15 protein-coding genes are annotated in these 20,110 nt (G+C 38.4%); 13 read left to right on the top strand and 2 right to left on the bottom strand.

The annotated features are described in order from the left end of the window. Window positions 1-133: 133 nt before the first annotated feature. Entirely contained in the window at window positions 134-1,816 is a 1,683-nt protein-coding gene (locus ACIP9G_RS05030; protein ID WP_401017863.1) for a sigma-54 interaction domain-containing protein, read from the bottom strand. Between the two features lie 292 nt (window positions 1,817-2,108). Here ACIP9G_RS05030 and hutU point away from each other — a divergent pair, with 292 nt between their 5' ends. The 8 genes from hutU (at window position 2,109) to hutH (ending at window position 12,970) form a co-directional block, all read left to right on the top strand. Beyond that, window positions 2,109-3,824, top strand: a complete 1,716-nt coding sequence (gene hutU, locus ACIP9G_RS05025) for a urocanate hydratase (protein WP_401017861.1) — start codon at window positions 2,109-2,111, stop codon at window positions 3,822-3,824. A 78-nt stretch (window positions 3,825-3,902) separates the two neighbouring features. Continuing rightward, window positions 3,903-5,255 (top strand): YjiH family protein, encoded by a 1,353-nt coding sequence (locus ACIP9G_RS05020; protein WP_401017858.1) that lies wholly within the window; start codon window positions 3,903-3,905, stop codon window positions 5,253-5,255. Between the two features lie 12 nt (window positions 5,256-5,267). Beyond that, window positions 5,268-6,533, top strand: coding sequence for an imidazolonepropionase (gene hutI / locus ACIP9G_RS05015; RefSeq protein ID WP_401017855.1), 1,266 nt, complete (start codon window positions 5,268-5,270; stop codon window positions 6,531-6,533). A gap of 15 nt (window positions 6,534-6,548) precedes the next feature. Further along, window positions 6,549-7,712 (top strand): M20/M25/M40 family metallo-hydrolase, encoded by a 1,164-nt coding sequence (locus ACIP9G_RS05010; protein WP_401017853.1) that lies wholly within the window; start codon window positions 6,549-6,551, stop codon window positions 7,710-7,712. Between the two features lie 16 nt (window positions 7,713-7,728). After that, entirely contained in the window at window positions 7,729-8,907 is a 1,179-nt protein-coding gene (locus tag ACIP9G_RS05005) for a M20 metallopeptidase family protein (RefSeq protein ID WP_401017851.1), read from the top strand. A 12-nt stretch (window positions 8,908-8,919) separates the two neighbouring features. Then, window positions 8,920-10,089, top strand: coding sequence for a hypothetical protein (locus tag ACIP9G_RS05000; protein WP_401017848.1), 1,170 nt, complete (start codon window positions 8,920-8,922; stop codon window positions 10,087-10,089). Between the two features lie 20 nt (window positions 10,090-10,109). Then, a complete protein-coding gene (locus tag ACIP9G_RS04995) occupies window positions 10,110-11,426 on the top strand; it encodes a Na+/H+ antiporter family protein (RefSeq protein WP_340823594.1) in 1,317 nt (438 codons plus the stop codon). A gap of 38 nt (window positions 11,427-11,464) precedes the next feature. After that, window positions 11,465-12,970: a histidine ammonia-lyase gene (gene hutH, locus ACIP9G_RS04990; RefSeq protein ID WP_401017845.1), complete on the top strand. Its 1,506-nt coding sequence runs from the start codon at window positions 11,465-11,467 to the stop codon at window positions 12,968-12,970. A 117-nt stretch (window positions 12,971-13,087) separates the two neighbouring features. On the opposite strand, the gene rpoN is transcribed toward hutH, so the two are convergent. Beyond that, complete coding sequence (gene rpoN / locus ACIP9G_RS04985; RefSeq protein ID WP_401017843.1) at window positions 13,088-14,356, bottom strand: RNA polymerase factor sigma-54; 1,269 nt, start codon at window positions 14,354-14,356, stop codon at window positions 13,088-13,090. A 238-nt stretch (window positions 14,357-14,594) separates the two neighbouring features. Between rpoN and ACIP9G_RS04980 the strand changes: the two genes are divergently transcribed. From ACIP9G_RS04980 to dnaK, 5 genes are all read left to right on the top strand, one after another. Continuing rightward, window positions 14,595-15,002, top strand: coding sequence for a YhfM domain-containing protein (locus ACIP9G_RS04980; protein WP_340823602.1), 408 nt, complete (start codon window positions 14,595-14,597; stop codon window positions 15,000-15,002). 249 nt (window positions 15,003-15,251) lie between these two features. After that, complete coding sequence (gene hemW, locus ACIP9G_RS04975; RefSeq protein ID WP_401017839.1) at window positions 15,252-16,397, top strand: radical SAM family heme chaperone HemW; 1,146 nt, start codon at window positions 15,252-15,254, stop codon at window positions 16,395-16,397. An 89-nt stretch (window positions 16,398-16,486) separates the two neighbouring features. Next, window positions 16,487-17,515, top strand: coding sequence for a heat-inducible transcriptional repressor HrcA (hrcA, locus tag ACIP9G_RS04970; protein ID WP_340823604.1), 1,029 nt, complete (start codon window positions 16,487-16,489; stop codon window positions 17,513-17,515). A gap of 17 nt (window positions 17,516-17,532) precedes the next feature. Beyond that, window positions 17,533-18,099, top strand: coding sequence for a nucleotide exchange factor GrpE (gene grpE, locus ACIP9G_RS04965; RefSeq protein WP_401017837.1), 567 nt, complete (start codon window positions 17,533-17,535; stop codon window positions 18,097-18,099). Between the two features lie 76 nt (window positions 18,100-18,175). Then, window positions 18,176-20,017 (top strand): molecular chaperone DnaK, encoded by a 1,842-nt coding sequence (dnaK, locus tag ACIP9G_RS04960; protein ID WP_340823606.1) that lies wholly within the window; start codon window positions 18,176-18,178, stop codon window positions 20,015-20,017. Window positions 20,018-20,110: the final 93 nt, after the last annotated feature.

Below are 20,110 nucleotides of genomic sequence, written 5' to 3'. Positions count from 1 at the left end.
GCGGTGCCAGGCACGCAAACAATTTCGTTTGCCCGCAGAAAGCAACCGCCGTAGCGGACATCAGGCGCAGCAAAAAAGTGTTAGATTGCAATCAATCTAACACTTTTTCTCTTTGTCCCAGTCTCTTTTTATTTTAAATGAGCTCTTCTTTTTGAATCGCGAGTTTTTTCATATGGTACTGCAATGATTGTCGGGATATATTTAATTGCTTCGCGGCAGCTGATATATTTCCATCACACTGTTGCAGCACTTTTCGAATGTACTGCTCTTCATTTGTATGCATAAGTGCTTTAAAAGGGCGCTTTTTTGAAGGGGCTCCTTTTATGGATATTTTATTTTTTAAATATCGTGGCAGCATATCTTCTGTAATATCGCTGTCAGAGCTTGCTTGTATTACGAGGTTTTCTATTAAATGCTCCAGTTCACGTACATTGCCTGGCCAATCGTAGGCTACAAGTATCTGATAAAGTTCAGGTTTAATGGTGATATTGGCCTTCATATATTTCAGCACATTTTTATGTAAAAAATGCTGGATAAAGAAAAGTATATCCTCTGGTCTCTCACGCAGTGGAGGAATATATATACTTGAATGAGCAATGCGATAAAATAGGTCAAGTCGCATTCGCTCGCCAACAGTAAGAAGCTCAGGGTCTTCATTGGATGCGCTAAACACAGTACATTCAATAGGGATAAGTGTGTTACTGCCAACACGTCGAACAGCACGTTCTTGTAAGACACGCATTAATTTTGGTTGAAGCTCCATTGGTAGTGAATTGATTTCGTCTAGAAAAAGTGTCCCATCTTTTGCATATTCAAAAAGACCTTCTTGATTTGTAGCACCAGTAAATGCCCCTTTAACTGAGCCGAAAAGCGTGCTCTCCAACAGCGTAACAGGGATGGCGGCACAATTTATCGCAACGAAGGGCTTTGTTACGCGTGGGCTTAAATTATGCATACTTTGAGCAAATAATTCTTTACCTGTCCCAGTTTCACCGACAATTAACGTATCCGTATTATAATTTGCAATATTTTTAGCTTCGGATATCGTTTGAAGGAGCTCGTCACTGTTTCCTTTTATATCTTGGAATGTGTAAATCGTACCGTTATTACGTTTGACCTCTTCTGGTACCTCCATTGTTTCACGTTTGGAATCCAATGTTTGTTGTAATTGATTTCGTAAGCTTTTTTCCGTATGTGTAATTGAAAAAACACCAATTGTTTTATTATCCTTTTGAATAGGGAAAGAACTGTAGCCTACAAATTTAGGTTCATTTTCTGAATAGGCATGAGCTCTGTATTTCGTATAAATTGGTTTCGCTGTTTTTAAAATATGATTATGCTCTGATAGTCTACGATCTTGATAGTTGTATGCATCCCACAGCTTCTTGCCAAGCATGTCCTCTTTTTTATGCTCCTCCATTTTAGCAAGTGCCTCATTGTAATAAATAATGTCACCATCTTCATTGCTTACAATAATCCCTTCATCTAAATGCTCAATAATTTCCTCTAGGACAAAAACTTTATTTTGTAATGAATACTGGAAATCTATTAAGTTTTCTACTGAAACAATAAAAAATTGCTCTGGAAAATAAAAAGGCTCTATTGTAAAAGATAAAAGCTGTTCTTGTATTTGCAATTGTTGCGGCTGATGCAAGCTTGTCACATCAATGGCAGCAAAGATTTCTATTGGCATATCAACTTGAATATTTAACGAGATACTTTCATTGAAATGCCACCATTTCACCTTGAAAGAGTTGTCTAGTGCAATGATATTCGCGCCTAAAAATGCTGTATAACGCTGCAATTCCTTAATCATACAAAAACCTACTTTCTCTCGTTATTTTGCATGCAAAATTTATCTGCTTTGTCCTTAATCGTATCACAAATATTTTCTGAATAAAAACAATATACAGAAAATTAAAGAGGTGCAAAAATTATCTGCAGTTACTTTCCAATTCGTGACAATAACAAATGCCGAATATGTATGTACTTCATGTTGGAAACGCTATGAAGATCAATTTTTATTAAATTTTTTTGTGTGTTTTTAAAAGTTGGCACGCTATTTGCATTATTAAAGTGTGTAGTCACAAAAAAAGGAGGAATTATCAATGACAAAACCAGAAATTTTATATTCAGTAAAGGCTCAGCGAGGAAATACATTACGATGCAAAGGTTGGCGTCAAGAAGTTATTTTAAGAATGCTAGAAAATAATATGGAAAATGCTGAAAAACCTGAAGAACTCGTGATATACGGCGGGATTGGGAAGGCAGCTCGTAACTGGGAGTCCTATCATGCCATTGTAGATTCCTTAAAAAATTTAGAAGATGATGAAACACTTGTTGTGCAATCTGGCATGCCAGTTGCTGTTTTTAAAACTCATAAATATGCACCAACTGTTGTTATGGCGACGACAAATATTATGAAGGCAGATTGGCCAACATTTTATGATTTACAAGAAAAGAACTTAACAATGTATGCCAATTATACAGCGGCACCTTGGGAATATATCGGTACACAAGGTGTCATTCAGGGGACATTTGAAACGCTTTCGGCAATTGCGCGATTGCATTATAACGATTCACTTGTTGGGAAAATTTTATTGACTGCTGGTGCAGGCGGTATGGGTGGCAACCAGACACGTGCGATGACAATGCATGGTGGTGTAGCTATTTTATGTGATTCTAATATCGACATTATTAATCGCCGTATTGAGAAGGGCTTTATTGATATTGTTGTAGATTCACTAGAAGAGGCGATTGAACTAGCAAAAACAAAAGCGGCTGCTGGAGAAGCGCTTGGCATAGCGGTGGTAGGTAATGCAGCAGATATTTTCGAAAAAACATTAGAACTTGGCTTCCTACCACATATTGCAACATCTATGACACCTGCACATGACCCGATTGCCTATTTACCAGCTGGATACAGTGTTGAAGAGGCAGACGCGCTACGTGATAAAGATCGTCTAGCATACTTAGAAAAAGCACGCCATACGATGATTCGCGAGCTGAAAGCATTAATAGCATTACTTGATAAAGGCGTTCACTCGTTTGAATATGGCACAAGTATTCGTAAAGAATGTATTGATGCTGGATTTGATGAGAAAGAGGCGAAGCGTTTGCCTGGATTTGTAGCAGAATATATTCGTCCATTATTCTGCGAGGGACGTGGGCCATTCCGTTGGATTTGTATGTCCGGTGAAGCAGAGGATTTACGTAAAATAGACGATATGATTTTAGCAAAATTTAGTGATGATTTACTTGTTACGCGCTGGATAAAGTTAGCGAAGGAGCATATTCCGATAGAAGCTTTACCTGCTCGTATTTGTTATATGGGCTTTGGACAGCGTAAAAAGTTCGCATTGGAAGTTAACGATATGATACGCCGAGGGGAGTTAAGTGGACCTGTCGCCTTCTCTCGCGATAATTTAGATTCTGGTTCCATAGTCAATCCAACGTTTGAATCTGAAAATATGAAGGATGGTGGAGATTTAATTTCTGACTGGCCAGTTTTAAATGGCTTATTAAATGCAGTTGGGATGTGTGATTTAATCGCTCTTCAAGCTAATTATTCAATGGGAGAGGCCGTTCATACAGGTGTGACGATGATTGCTGATGGAACAGAGGAATCGGATATGCGCTTAGAAGTAGCGATGACAGTAGATTCTGGTATAGGGGTTGTACGTCATGCACAAGCGGGCTATGAAACAGCAAAAGATGTAGCGAATGGTAAAGGGAAATTAACCGATGAAAGCATTCAAATCCCGTTATGGTGGGAGCCAACAGCTACGTTTGGTCCGAAAGATTTAGTAAAAGAAAAAGTGTAATGTATTTGTGGAAAAGAGGCTGGTGCAATAACTAAAGAGAAACGCTGGCCTCTTTTTCATTAAAAAGGAGGAATGTACATGAAAAAAGCAGATATGACACCTGTGGATTTTGATAGTCTTCTAGTTGACGTCGCTCCTAATTATAAGAAATCAGCCATCTACAAATTTTTTGCTTTTAGCTTGTTCGGCATTTTCATGTTCTTTATCTCTATTACCTTAAATGGTAAGAAGACAATACCGCTCGATCATTTAGTAACCTTTATCCGGACGCAGTTTTCGTCAGTTATTGTTTACTATATTTTAGTCATTGTTGTTGCGGGTGCTGTTTACCCTTTTTATAAAAAAACGTGGAATCGCTCCGTTGTCGAAATGGTCATTTCTACATTGAAAATAATGGGTGCTATCGCTTCCGTTTTAGTTGTTTTCAAAATTGGTCCGAGCTGGCTGTTAGCTGCAGATATGGGACCTTATTGGTACAACTCACTACTTACGCCAATCGGTGTTTTAGTTCCAATTGGTGCCATATTTTTAGCTATGTTGGTCGGTTATGGCTTGCTGGAGTTTATCGGTATTTTAGTGCAGCCGATTATGCGACCAATTTGGAAAACACCTGGTCGCTCCGCCATTGATGCAGTTGCCTCCTTTGTCGGGAGCTATTCCATCGGTTTATTAATTACTAACCGCATTTATAAGGAAGGAAAGTATACAACAAAAGAAGCGGTCATTATAGCTACAGGATTTTCGACAGTTTCAGTTACCTTTATGATTGTTGTTGCAAAGACACTTGGATTAATGGATATTTGGAATCTTTATTTTTGGGTGACCTTCCTCGTGACCTTTTTAGTAACAGCCATTAGTGTTCGGATTTGGCCAATTCGTAATATGAGTACGGACTATTACAACCAGATGAATGGGGATGTGGAGAAAATTGTAAAGGAGAAGCGTTTGCAGTGTGCATGGAGAGAGGCGTTACAGACGGCTGAAAATGCGCCGAATCTGTGGCAAAGTATGAAGGACAATGTGAAAGATGGCTTAGTGATGGCAATGGGGATACTACCAACAATTATGTCAATCGGCTTAATCGGTCTATGGCTTGTCAATAACACGCCTATATTTGATTATGCAGCTTATTTGTTTGTACCTATTACTTACTTACTACAAATAGCCGAGCCATTAATTGTGGCAAAAGCGGCCGTCATTAATTTAATCGATATGTTTTTACCTTCACTTGTTGCTGTTGATAGTGCAATAGAGACGCGATTCATTGTTGGAACGTTATCGATATCTGCTATTCTCTTCTTCTCTGCATTAATTCCTTGTATTCTATCAACGGAAATTCCCATTTCTTTAGGCAAAATGATTGCGGTATGGTTTGTACGAACAGTTTTAACGCTCATGATCGTCACGCCTATCGCCTATTTACTATTGTAAAGGAGTGGTCGTGTGTTAAAAAGACCAGACATGATAATTCAAAATGCAGCACAAATATTGCCTTGTACAGGTGACAACATGCAAGACTTTCAAGTTTTAACCGATCAAGCAGTTGTTATAGATGGTCAAAAAATCATCGATATTTGTAGCCATCAACAGCTTGTACAACGATATGTAGTTGATAACAATAACAGTATTGACGCAAGTGGGAAAGTAGTCGCTCCTGGCTATATTGATGCGCACACACATCTCGTATTTCATGGTAGTCGAGTAGAGGAGTACGCTGCAAAACTCACTGGTAATATTGCAGATAATTTAAAAAAGCTTGCTATAACGACAGGACCAAATCGAACAATCGAACTTACGCGAGATACTTCTGAGGAAGAGCTTTTGGAACAAGCGAAAAAACGAATAATGACGATGCTTAAACACGGGACAACAACAGTAGAGAGTAAAAGTGGCTACGGTTTAACACTAGAAAGTGAGCTGAAAATTTTACGTGTAGGTCGACGTTTAAACGACCAGACAGCCATTGATGTGGTTAATACATTTCTAGGTGCGCACGGTATTCCAGATCATTTAACAAAGGAACAGTATGTGAATGAAATTGTTGATGTTATGATTCCGCAAGTAGCTCAACATAATTTAGCAGAGTTCTGTGATGTTTGGTGTGATGAAGGCTATTTTACTGAACTTGAATCGGAGCGTATTTTACAAGCGGGCTTAGCACATGGATTATTACCAAAAATTCATGCAGATGCCTATTCGTATATCGGTGGTTCAGATTTAGCTGCACGTATGAAAATGATTTCCATTGACCATCTCAATTACACACCCGAGACCGTAATGGCCCAACTAGCGAAAGCCGAAGTCGTCGGTGTATTAATGCCTGCATTAGATTTTGCCGTTGCCCATCACAAACCATTTGCTGCTCGGAAAATGCTCGATAATGGTATGCATATTGCGCTAGCAACAGATATGTGCCCTGCTTGTTATACAACTTCTATGTCCTTTGTTATAAATCTAGCATGTAGACTTTATCAATTTTCAGTAGAGGAAGCCATTAAGGCAGCGACAAAAATGGCCGCAAAGGCTCTAAATCTTACAGATAGAGGGACGTTAGAAATTGGAAAAATGGCAGATATTCAAATATGGGATGTGCCAAATTATAAGCATGTAGCATATGAACTTGGGACGAATATTGTAGATACGGTTATAAAAAGAGGGCAAGTTGTCATCAGTAAAGGGTCATGGGCAATGGAAAGTACATTCAGTTAGAAGGGAGAACTAGTAATGACAATTGAATTTGCATCGAAGGCGGCGTCACATGTAGATGAGGATAAGTTAGTGCAATTGTTTTTAGAAATGGCTCAAATTAATGGTCCTAGTAGCAAGGAAAGTCTAGTAGCAGCGTATTTAAAGAAAGAATTACCGAAGCTTGGCTTTCAATTAACATTTGATGAAGCACATGAACATTTTAATGGTGAAGTTGGAAATCTAATTGCTTGGCATCCAGGAACAGATGATACCATTCCACCTTTATTCTTTTCTACGCATATGGACACGGTGTTACCAACAGAACACCTCAAGCCTATCATCAAGGATGGGATTATTTATTCAGATGGTACGACGATTTTAGGGGCGGATGATCGAGCGGCACTTGCTTCTTATATCGAAGCGATGCGTGCCATTAATGAAAGTAGTGTCCCACATGGACCGATTGAATTCATTTTAACTGTAAATGAACAGGCAGGTTTAGTAGGTGCAAAATATATGGATTATAACAAGATAAAAAGTAAAAAGGGTTATATTTTTGATAGTAGCGGGGATGTTGGCCAAATCATTTTACAAGGTCCATACAGTAGTAGAATTTGGTTCACTGTGAAAGGTAATGCTGCCCATATTGCGTTAAATGCGGATGCAGGGAATAATGCATTTATCATTGCCTCCGAAGGGCTTTTATCAATGGAGCTAGGAGAAATTGATAGTGAAACATTAGCAAATATAGGAATTATAAGTGGTGGAGAGCTTACGTCGATAATACCAGGTTCAGTAACACTTGGTGGCGAAGTAAGAAGCTTTTCAAAAGAGAAATTGGATGCACAATTAAAACAGATGCAAATGGCGATGGAAACAGCAGCACAGAAACATCAAGGCACTGTCGAGGTGCGCATTGAAGAAAAGTATCTTGGATTTAATATTTCTGAGGAAGATGATCTCGTTAAAACTGTAAAAAAAGCGGCTAATAATATTCGTGTTTCATCCTATTTAACGAAAACATTGGGCGGCGCAGATACGAATGTATTAAATGAACATGGATTGACGTGTATTACGCTCGGGAATGGATTTCAGAATATTCACTCTTTTAGAGAGAATATTAGTATTGAAAACTTAGTCAATACTGGTAGATTAACAGCGGCATTAATTGAGCAGTGGTATGAGCGCCATAAAAATTAAAGGAGGAGAGTGTTACATGACAAGCACTTTAAATGTAGCGAAAGAAATAGAGCAAGTGGTACCGCAAATTTTACAGTGGAGAAGATATTTACATGAAAATCCTGAACTGTCGTATGAAGAATATGCTACCGCAGATTTTGTTTACAATCAGTTAATTTCATTTGGAAATTTAGTCGTAACGAGGCCGACAAAGACAAGTGTGTTAGCTGTTTTAAAGGGGAATTTACCAGGAAATTGTTTAGCGTTAAGAGCAGATATGGATGCTTTACCGATTCAAGAAGAAACAGATTTACCATTCGCTTCTAAAGTTGCAGGTGTTATGCATGCTTGTGGACATGATGGACATACCGCTATGTTACTAGGCACTGCTAAAATTTTATCTACGTTGAAGCAATCATTAAAAGGAGAAATTCGATTCATCTTTCAGCATGCAGAGGAATTATTTCCAGGTGGCGCGAAAGAAATGGTGGCAGCTGGTGTAGTAGATGGTGCAGATCACGTTATAGGATTGCATTTATTTTCAACACTTCCTACAGGTAAAATAGGCATTTGTGCAGGACCTTTTACAGCCAATTCAGATACATTTGACTTAGAAATAATCGGAAAGGGAGGGCACTCTTCTCAACCTCAAGATTCTATTAATCCGATTTTAATAGGGTCGCAAATTACAAATGTATTACATCAAATTATTCCGCAAAAAATTGATGCGCAAGAGCGAGCGGTACTCGCGGTAACGGAGTTTCATGCGGGCAGTGCCAAAAATATTATTCCAGATCGGTTAGTAATAGGTGGGAGTGTGCGAACATTCTCACAGCAAGTGAGAGAAGGCATTGCCCAACAAATAGAAATGCTAGTTCAACATACCGTTGCTGCACATGGTGCTGATTATAACTTAACATATCATAACGGTTATTCATCAGTCATAAACGATGAACAACTAACTGCCGTAGTGGAAGAGGTTATACAACAGCATTTTACTCCAGAGACTATTTTACACATTGGCCCGTTTATGGGTGGAGAAGATTTCTCGGCCTTTTTAACAAAAGTGCCTGGTGTATTTATCGCGATTGGAGCAGCTTTTGACGATGACACATTAAATTATCCTCATCATCATCCTAGATTTGCAGTTAATGAAGATTCATTAGCAATTGGCTTAAAACTTTTTGTTCATACAGCTTTAACATTGAATAGTTAAAGGGGAGATAGAATGGTTCAAGAACCTGTAATTGCAGCGATGATTATTTTAGGGCTCATTGCGCTAGGAGAAATCATTTCCGTTATTAGTAAAGCTAGAGTACCGATGCTTTTTGTGGCAATGATGGGCTATTTGATTTTATTGTGGCTTGGAATTTTTCCAAAAGATTTGCTTGAAAACTCGACATTTTTAACAGTTGGCGCATTATTAGGAACGGCTCCTATTTTAGTTCATATGGGAACTTTAATTCCTTTACGTATGATTCGCTCGCAATGGAGGGCTGTATTAATTGCAATTATGGGCATGTTTTTTGCTTCGCTCTTTATTTTAACGATTGTGACCGTTTTTTTTGATTATCAAACAGCGGTTGCAGGTACAGGACCTTTAAATGGAGGCATTATTGCAGTTTTAATTACTTCAGAGGGCATAAAAGAATTGGGTTTAGCTAGTTTATTGACCATCCCTGCATTAATTATGGCTTTGCAGTCTTTAATTGGTATTCCGCTAGCTAATCTATTGTTACGCAAACATGCTACTACGATTAACGAGCAAATGAAAAGCGGTGTATTCGAAGCCTCTGGCAATGTTGCGTTTGATCAAGAAAATGATGAGAAATTATTAATACCGAAAAAATATCAAACTCCTTTAGTACTACTATTTATGTTGTTTATTGGTGGTGCGATTGCAGTTGTATTAGCTAAATATACTGGTATTCCGTATAGCTTATGGGCGTTGGCAATTGGTATTATTGGTCGCTTAGTGAAATTTTATCCTGAACGTGTTATGGAGAAATCAAATAGTTTTACTGTAGGGATGGCGGGCATTATTTTTATCATTATCGGCATGATGAATGATATTACTTTTGAGATGTTTATTGATAAGTTACCTGCTGTCTTAACGATTCTTTTCGTAGGGGTACTTGGCATTTTGTTAGGGGGATTATTAGGATCTAAGCTATTGAAGGTGAATCCTTTTCTCGGGATTCCTGTCGCATTAACGTCTACATTCGGCTTTCCAGGTGATTACATTGTATGTGAGGAAGTAAGTAGGAGCATTGGCAAAACAGAAGAGGAACAGAAAAGAATATTCAATGAAATTATTACGCCAATGCTTGTTGGAGGGTTTACGACAGTGACCTTGGGAAGCGTTATTATAGCAAGTATTTTGATTAAAACAATATAAAACAGACAGTGGGGATGTAAATGTTAGATAATCCTGTTTTAATCTCAGTCATTGTGTTGTCCGTTTTAAGTTTATGTGGCATTCATGTGCTTTTTGCATTAATAATTGCGGCAATTGTTGCAGGGCTTGTTGCGAATTTATCGCTTTCTGAAACAATATCTATCTTTATTAGTGGTATGGGCGGTCAGTCTGAGACGGCTTTAAGTTATATATTGTTAGGAATTTTTGCTGCATTAATCGCGCATTCCGGCTTAGCAAACATTCTTATACAAAAATTATTGTCACTTGAAAAACCGAATAAATACATTTTAATATTTGCGTTGGCAATCATTGCGTGTTTATCAGGTACACTGATTCCCGTACATATTGCCTTTATTCCAATATTGATACCGCCACTTTTATTTTTCTTTAATCAATTAAAAATGGATCGTCGTGCATTGGCATCTGCCCTAACGTTTGGCTTGAAAATGCCCTATTTATGGATTCCTGTTGGTTATGGATTAATATTTCAAGGGATTATTGCCAATGAGATGACAGCTAATGGGATGGCCATTGTTCAAAGTCAAATACCGAAAGCGATGGCCATTCCAGCCATTGGCATGTTCGTTGGATTAGCGATTGCTGTCTTTATTTCTTATCGAAAGCCTCGAGAATACCAACAGCTTGAAGAAGATATTAAAGATTATGAGCAAGCAAAGAAAGAAAATAAAAAGGCTACTTTGGATGCTAAAGGATGGATAGCGATCGTCGCAATTTTTGTGGCACTTGGCATTCAATTATCATTAAGCTCCCTAGTTTTAGGCGCATTATCAGGCATTATCATTATGTTTGTTGGCCGTGTAGTATTTATTAAGGATAGTGAAGAAGTGGTTCAAAATGGCGTGAAACTAATGGGGGTTATTGCCTTTATTATGCTTATTGCCTCAGGCTATGCAACGATTTTAAAAGAAACAAATGCCATTACGGAGCTTGTGGAAGCAATGACTGGTATGACAGGGCAAAGTAAACTTATTATGGCTATCCTCTTATTATTTATCGGTTTACTTGTAACGATGGGAATTGGAACTTCTTTTGGGACTATTCCAATTTTAGCTGTAGTGTTCGTGCCGTTGTGCGCGACAGTCGGGTTTAGTGCGCTTGCAACCGCTGCACTTATTGGAACAGCAGGTGCTTTAGGGGATGCGGGTTCTCCAGCGTCTGATAGTACATTAGGTCCGACATCAGGGTTAAATGCAGATGGACAGCATAATCATATTTGGGATACATGTGTACCGACATTCCTACATTATAATATCCCTTTATTTATATTTGGCATTATCGCAGCAATGGTTTTATAGAAGGAAGATCCGTAACAATAAAAGGGGTGGAGTTATAAATGGAAGTTATTCAGTTGGATGGACATACATTAACGACAACACAAATTGATCAAATAGCGAGGGGGGATGTTCAAGTTGCCATTGCACCGAATGCTTTAGAAAGAGTGCAAGCAAGCCGTGCTAGAATTGAAAAAAGATTAACGGATGGACATACTATTTATGGAGTAAATACAGGCTTTGGGAAACTAAGCGATGTCCAAATTGCCGAAGCGGATAATGAATTATTGCAATTGAATTTGCTACGCGCTGACGCGGTTGGTGTAGGGGTGCCATTGGAAACGACAATTGTTCGTTCGATGATGGTTTTACGTGCCAATGCTTTAGCAAAAGGATACTCCGGCATTCGGCAAGAAACCCTCCAATTATTAGTGGCTTTAATTAATCATAATGTTCATTCGATTGTGCCATCCCAAGGCTCTGTTGGAGCGAGTGGTGATTTAGCGCCTTTGTCACATATCGCATTAGTGTTAATTGGTGAAGGCAAAGCAGAATTAAATGGACACGTTATGTCAGGACAGGAAGCATTGACAAAAGTAGGGCTAACCGCTGTCCGCCTGCAAGCGAAAGAAGGGCTTGCGTTAATAAATGGGACACAGGCGATGACGGGCATAGGGGTCATGACGATTAATGAAGCTGAACGTCTTGGCTATGTAGCGGATATGGCAGCATGTCTAACAATGGAAGCATTACAGGGTATTATTTCCGCATTTGATGCTGATTTATTGGCGGTGCGTCCTCATGCTGAAATCGCTATGGTTGGTGATCGAATTCGAAAGTGGCTAAATGGCAGTCAAAGGATAACGACACAAGGCGCAGTTCGTATGCAAGATGCTTATTCGATACGTTGTGTGCCACAAGTTCACGGTGCATCTTGGCAATGTTTTGATTATGTCCAGCAACGTTTGCAGACGGAAATCAATGCAACGACAGATAACCCGATTGTGTTAGAAAATGGTGAGGTGTTATCTGGAGGACATTTCCATGGTCAGCCGATTGCACTTGCAATGGACTTTTTAAAAGTAGGCGTAGCGGAGTGGGCGAATATTTCTGAGCGAAGGACGGAGCGTTTAGTAAATCCTCAATTAAGTGGGCTATCACCATTTTTAGCAACAGATCCAGGACTTGAATGTGGTTTGATGGTTGTACAATATGTTGCGGCATCCCTCGTTTCTGAGAACAAAGTACTTGCGCATCCTTCGAGTGTCGATTCCATTCCTACCTCTGGGAATCAGGAGGATCATGTCAGTATGGGCACAACTGCGGCAAGGCAAGCGCGACAAATTGTGCATAATAGTGCACGGGTGCTTGCCATTGAATTAATTGCCGCTTCTCAAGCTATTTATTTAGAACAAGCAGAGCAACAATTAGCACCAATAACACGTAAATATTTAGATATTGTACGGTCATTCTGTCCACCTTTAAAAGGGGATAAAGCGATTGGTGAAGAAACAGAGGCACTGGCAAACTATTTATTGAATAGTAATGATATTTTAACGATTGGGTAGAAATTGTTTGAATTGTTTGGGTGCCTGGCACTCTGTATGAGTATGGGAACATTTTTCGTTCTTGTACTCTCTTTTTCGTTTCAAAAGGACTTCGAACGTTAAGTATTGAGTAATCTATTATAATTCCTTACGTTTACTCGCCGCTTGTATTCCTAGTTCCTCGCGATACTTGCTAATAGTGCGTCGCGCAATATGAATTTGGTGGGAGCTCGCTAAAATTTCAGCAATCTTTTGATCGGATAATGGCTTTTGTTTATTTTCTGCTGTAATTATATTTTTAATCATTTCCAAAATCGACGTTTGAGAATGTTGTGCTTGCGTATTGTCTATTTTAGAAGAAAATAAATCTTTCCAAAGATAGGTTCCAACAGGCGTTTGTATGTGTTTATTGCGAATGGCTCGGCTTACGGTTGAAACATGCATGTCAATTTGTGTAGCAACATCTTGTAAGGTAAGCGGTTTCAAAGAAGGTAGGCCATGAACGAAAAATGCTTGCTGGTGCTGTAGAACTACAGACATTATTGCAATAATTGTTTGTCGCCGTTGCTGTAAGCTATGTATAAGCCAGTTATATTGCTTAAAATGTTGTTTTACATATTTTTGCTCAGAGTTAGGTAAAAAAGAAGCGATGTTTTTATAGCTATCATTGAGTTGAACGGTCGGTAGTGAGCTATCATTTAAACTAAATTGTAATGTCCCGTCTTCTCTAAAAACGATAATGTCAGGTATTACATACAACGTATCATTCTCTTGGCTTATCGAACATGGTATCGGTGTTAGTTGTTGTAGCCGATTAATGCAATCTGATAACTGATCCTTCGAAAGCTGTAGTATTTTTTGTAACGCTGAAAATTTGCGTTCTGCTAATAGAGCGAGACCATTTTCAATAAGTTGTTGCAAATCATTGTCCTTCTCGCCAATTTGTAACAAAAGACATTCTTGCAAATTACGTGCACCCACTCCAGGAGGTCCAATTTGCTGTAATAGTTGAATTGCACGATCATGCTGTTGTGCTGAAATCTGCCCAAGCTGTGCGGGCGAATATCCTTTATGGTCTAAATGTTTAATGACTGTATGGGCAAGTTGTAAATCTTCACCTACGAAAGTTAGTGTAGCTAATTGTAATAATTCCTCGCGATCATTTGGTTCAGCTATTTTTGTATAAAATTCGTTTGGCATTGTTGTAGAAGCTCTGTAAGTAGTGCCAAAATCTTTTTCCTGAAAAGTAGGTGCTTGTAGGTCGATTAGCGGATTTTCTAATTGTTGTTCATATAAAAATTCTTCTAGCTCATGGGTATTATATTGTAGTAATTCAATAGATTGCTGTAATTGAGGTGTCATCATCATTTTCTGTTGCTGTTGTAGTTTTAAAATTGGCTCCATCATGAATCCTCCTGTCTATCACTTTTTATTAGCATATCATAAAACTAAGTGAATTTTCAGATAAATATCAACTTTATACTAGTTTTTGCTGTTTACCTTTTATGAAAAGATTTACATAGAAGATTAATTTTCATTACACTTTTGTTGTTATTACGAAAAAAAGCAATAGTTCGAATCTTATTAAAAAGGATTTGTTTCGTCTAAGTTTAATAGTAAAATAATGGCATAAGGGGAGTGGTATATGAAAAAAATTATTTTATTTGTTTTATTATTGTTATTCATTCTGGTTGCTTGCCAATCAAATGATAAAAGTAGATTTTCAGAGGTAAATATTTCAAAGGTCAGTATCTCTAAATCAAGTGGGTTTGGTAAAGTGAATGCTAATTTTTTTACTGTATATAAAGACAAAGAAAGTCTCGATATATTTAACAATGCCATCTCAACCGCTGTTAAGAGAGAAGGAATAGCGGATATGGCTGAGCCTGAGTTTGATTTAAAAGTCAGTTATACAGACGGAAATAAGCAAGGTTATCATCTATGGCTAGGGGAAAAAGGACAAAAAAGTACCATAATGAAGGTGAATGATACACACATTACTTATGCCATCTCAGAAGAAATAACAGATCAGTTAATTAATCTTCTTAAATAATATTTTACTCCAAAGCTTTGCCAGGAGGTCTTTTCTTTTATTCAAAAGGTCTTTAAAGCTACCATTAATAGCTTCTTTCTATAGTAACAATTCAATGTTCATGTTTTTAATATTATTGAAGGTTTATTATCATTTTGTACTAACTAGTTTTTACTGTCGTTCATGTATCTGGATGGATTCATGGCGTTCTCCATAACGTTTGTTTATAATGGGGAAATGGAAAAACTCAACTAGAAAGAAGGGATAGCTATGGCACGGGGTGTTTACATTCATATTCCTTTTTGTCATCAAATCTGCAACTATTGCGATTTCAACAAGTTTTACTTTAAAAATCAACCTGTAGATGAATATATAGAAACACTTGGCAAGGAGATGGCGCTTGCTACTGAAAAATTTCCGCATAGTTTTAAACAAATTGAAACTATTTTTCTTGGAGGTGGCACACCTACTGCTCTATCTCCAGAACAATTGACGAGATTGCTCAAACTGATTCGCACGTATATTCCGATGGACAGTGTGACAGAATTTACATCAGAGGCGAATCCAGATGAATTATCAGAGGCAAAGATGCATGCTCTGTTTGATGGTGGCGTCAATCGTTTAAGTATGGGAGTGCAATCATTCAACCAAGAATTATTAAAAAAAATTGGCCGCACACATAGCAATGCACATGTCTATGACACCATTGCACTTGCAAAAAAGGTTGGTTTTAAAAATTTAAGTATCGATTTAATGTATGGCTTACCAGGTCAAACAATGGAGCAATGGAAGGATTCACTTGAAAAAGCGTTTGCGCTTGACCTACCGCATTTTTCAGCGTACTCCCTTATAGTGGAACCAAAAACGATTTTTTATAACCAGTATGCAAAAGGGAAACTGAGCTTACCGACGGAAGATTTAGAAGCGGATATGTATGAGGTGCTTATGCAAGAAATGCAATCGCATGGCCTTTTGCAATATGAAATTAGCAATTTTGCCAAAATTGATTTTGCTTCTACCCATAATAAAATATATTGGGAAAATGATGAATATGCTGGTTTTGGTGCAGGCGCACATGGCTATATAAATGGTAAACGTTATTCAAATCATGGCCCTTTAAAAAAATATATGGATGCTGTTAGTGCAGGGGATTTGCCGATTATGCAGGATCACGTCGTGACGGAAACAGAACAGCGAGAAGAGCAAATGTTTTTAGGACTGCGTAAAACGGAAGGGATTGCACACGCTATATATGAAGAAAGATTTAAGGAGCCGATGATGAGCCGCTATGGTCAAGTCATTGATAAACTAGTTTCAGAAGGTCTTTTAGAGCATGATGCAGTGGGCATTCGTCTTACGCGCAAGGGGCGTTTTGTCGGAAATGAAGTTTTTCAACAATTTTTACTAGAAGATTGAGCGATATCGTTGACAGAAAATGTGGGATTTGATAACTTATTAATAGTATTAGCACTCCTCTTAGTTGAGTGCTAACAGAGGTGATAATCATGCTAACAAATCGGCAATTACAGATATTGCAAGTAATCGTAGATGATTTTATTATGTCTGCACAGCCGGTAGGTTCTCGCCAAATCTCAAAAAAACATGAGATTACATTTAGTCCAGCCACTATTAGAAACGAAATGGCGGATTTAGAGGAATTAGGTTTTTTAGAAAAAACACATACTTCCTCTGGTCGAGTGCCTTCGGAAAAGGGGTATAGATTTTATGTAGATCATTTGTTGAATCCACAGGGCATTAATTCTCGGGATATTCAGCAGATTCAATCGATATTCAATGAACGTCTAGTAGAAGTAGAGCACATTATCCGAAAGTCAGCCAATATTTTATCTGAGCTGACATCGTATACATCGATTCTTTTAGGACCAGATGTCCAAAGGCATCGAGTAAAGCGATTTTCTATTGTGCCACTCTCAAGTGATGCTGCAGTAGCGATTATCGTAACGAATAACGGTCATGTTGAGAATCGCATGTTTAGTTTACCACCTAATTTTACCGCTGCTGAACTAGAAAAAATGGTTAACATCTTAAATGAACGCTTAGTTGGTGTTTCATTAGATGAAATCCATAAAAAGTTGGAAATTGAAATACTCGCCATTTTACAACAACATGTGCGATCTGCGGATGATTTTATCCATTCGCTCGTTTCAGCTACAATGCAAAATTCGGAAAGTAAAATTTTCTACGGTGGCAAGACAAATATGTTCAACCAGCCGGAATTCCACGATTTAAATAAGGTCCGAATGATTCTGGACTTAATGGAAACGACTAGCCAAGTGCAGTCGCTCTTCCATCCGAACGAATCGGGTATTCATATTCGTATTGGCTCGGAAAATAAGCAGTTAGAAATGGAAAACTGTAGTGTCATAACAACGACTTATTCAATAGGTGAAGATCAACAAGGAGCCATTGCAATTATTGGTCCAACACGCATGGATTACAAGCGTGTGGTTGCTTTGCTTGAAGTAATGCGTTTGGATTTATCCCAAGCCTTTACGAAGAATCGTAGTGATTGATAATGAGGAGGATTTAAGTGACTGAAACAACTGAAAACAAAGACCTTGTACAAGAAAATGTACAAGCTGAAAACGAGTCAACTGTAGAGCAAACAGAAACGCAAGAAGTAGAACTAACAGTGGAAGAGCAGTATGAAGCAAAGCTGGCAGAGTTGCAAGCGAAGCTAGATGACGAGGAAAATCGTCACCTACGTTTGCGTGCAGACTTTGATAATTTACGCCGTCGTTCACAGCTTGATCGTGAGGCTGCCGAAAAATATCGTGCACAAAACCTATTAACGGATTTACTGCCGGTATTAGATAATTTTGAACGTGCTTTGCAAATTGAACCAACTTCTGATGAAGCAACATCAATTGTAAAGGGCATCGAAATGGTCTACCGTTCACTATTGGAAGCAACTGAAAAAGAAGGCTTGCAAGTTATTAAAGCAGAAGGGGAGCAGTTTGATCCAAACGTCCACCAAGCTGTCATGCAAGAACAAGATAGTGAAAAAGAACAAGGTGTAGTATTACGTGAGTTGCAAAAAGGCTATATTTTAAAGGATCGCGTATTACGCCCAACGATGGTATCTGTAAACGAATAGTCAAAGCATCATTAATAAAAAATATTTTAGTTAATTAACGCAGCTTTGCGTTTTAATAATAGGAGGAAATTTTACTATGAGCAAAATTATCGGTATTGACTTAGGAACAACAAACTCTTGTGTATCTGTACTTGAAGGCGGAGAACCAAAAGTTATCCCAAATCCAGAAGGAAACCGCACTACTCCATCTGTAGTAGCATTCAAAAATGGTGAAAAACAAGTTGGTGAAGTAGCAAAACGCCAATCAGTGACGAATCCAAACACAATTATTTCAATCAAATCAAAAATGGGTACAGCAGAAAAAGTGAAAGTGGAAGATAAAGAATACACACCACAAGAAGTTTCAGCAATGATTCTTCAATACTTAAAAGGCTATGCAGAAGATTACTTAGGTGAAAAAGTAACAAAAGCAGTAATTACTGTGCCTGCTTACTTTAACGATGCGCAACGTCAAGCGACAAAAGACGCTGGTAAAATCGCTGGTCTTGAAGTAGAGCGTATTATCAATGAACCAACAGCTGCTGCACTTGCTTATGGTTTAGACAAACAAGATGTAGACCAAAAAGTATTAGTATTTGACCTTGGTGGTGGTACATTTGACGTATCGATCCTTGAGTTAGGTGACGGTGTATTCGAAGTATTAGCGACTGCTGGTGATAACAAACTTGGTGGTGACGATTTCGATGACGCTGTTATTGAATATTTAGTAGCTGAATTCAAAAAAGAAAACGGCATTGACCTTTCTAAAGATAAAATGGCTATGCAACGTCTAAAAGATGCTGCTGAAAAAGCGAAAAAAGATTTATCAGGTGTAACTTCTACACAAATTTCTTTACCATTCATTACAGCTGGTGAAGCAGGTCCATTACACTTAGAAATCTCTTTAACTCGTGCGAAATTCGATGAAATTACATTACCATTAGTAAACCGTACAGTAGGTCCAGTACGTCAAGCATTATCTGATGCAGGCCTATCAACTTCAGAAATTGACCAAGTTATTTTAGTTGGTGGATCTACTCGTATTCCAGCAGTACAAGAAGCTGTACGTAAAGAAACTGGTAAAGAGCCTCACCGTGGCGTTAACCCTGACGAAGTAGTAGCGATGGGTGCGGCAGTTCAAGGTGGCGTATTAACTGGTGATGTGAAAGACGTAGTACTTCTTGACGTAACACCTCTTTCTTTAGGTATTGAAACAATGGGTGGCGTGTTCACAAAATTAATCGATCGTAACACAACAATTCCAACATCTAAATCACAAGTATTCTCAACTGCGGCTGATAACCAACCAGCAGTAGATATTCACGTATTGCAAGGTGAACGTTCTATGGCAGCGGATAATAAAACATTAGGTCGCTTCCAATTAGCGGATATCCCACCAGCACCACGTGGTATTCCACAAATCGAAGTAACATTTGATATCGACAAAAATGGTATCGTTTCGGTTAAAGCGAAAGATTTAGGTACAAATAAAGAACAAACAATTGTTATTCAATCTGATTCTGGTTTATCAGACGATGAAATTGAACGCATGGTAAAAGACGCTGAAGCGAATGCAGAAGCGGATGCAAAACGTAAAGAAGAAGCTGATGTTCGCAACGAAGCTGATCAATTAGTATTCCAAGTTGATAAAACAATCGCTGACTTAGGTGAGCAAATTACAGAAGATGAGAAGAAATCTGTAGAGGATGCTCGTGATGAGCTTAAAAAAGCGCTTGAAGCTGGCGAATTAGAAGGTATTAAATCAGCGAAAGAAAAATTAGAAGGCGTATTACAGCCTCTAGTAATGAAAGTATACGAACAAGCTGCAGCTGCAGCACAAGCGGCTCAAGGTGGCGAAGCAGGTCCTGATGCTGGAGCAGATAAAAAAGACGACGGTATCGTAGACGCTGACTTCGAAGAAGTAAAAGACGACAAATAAGAAATTTTCAACAGCACAGTAAAGTGAAGAAGCCAAAGACCGCTTGCGGCTTTGGCTTTTCTCTTTCTATATAATTGTTTACTGATGTTCTAG

It is taken from the genome of Lysinibacillus sp. NPDC093197 (assembly GCF_044754025.1).
GTDB lineage: Bacteria > Bacillota > Bacilli > Bacillales_A > Planococcaceae > Lysinibacillus.
This window is presented reverse-complemented; position numbering and strand designations above follow the sequence as displayed.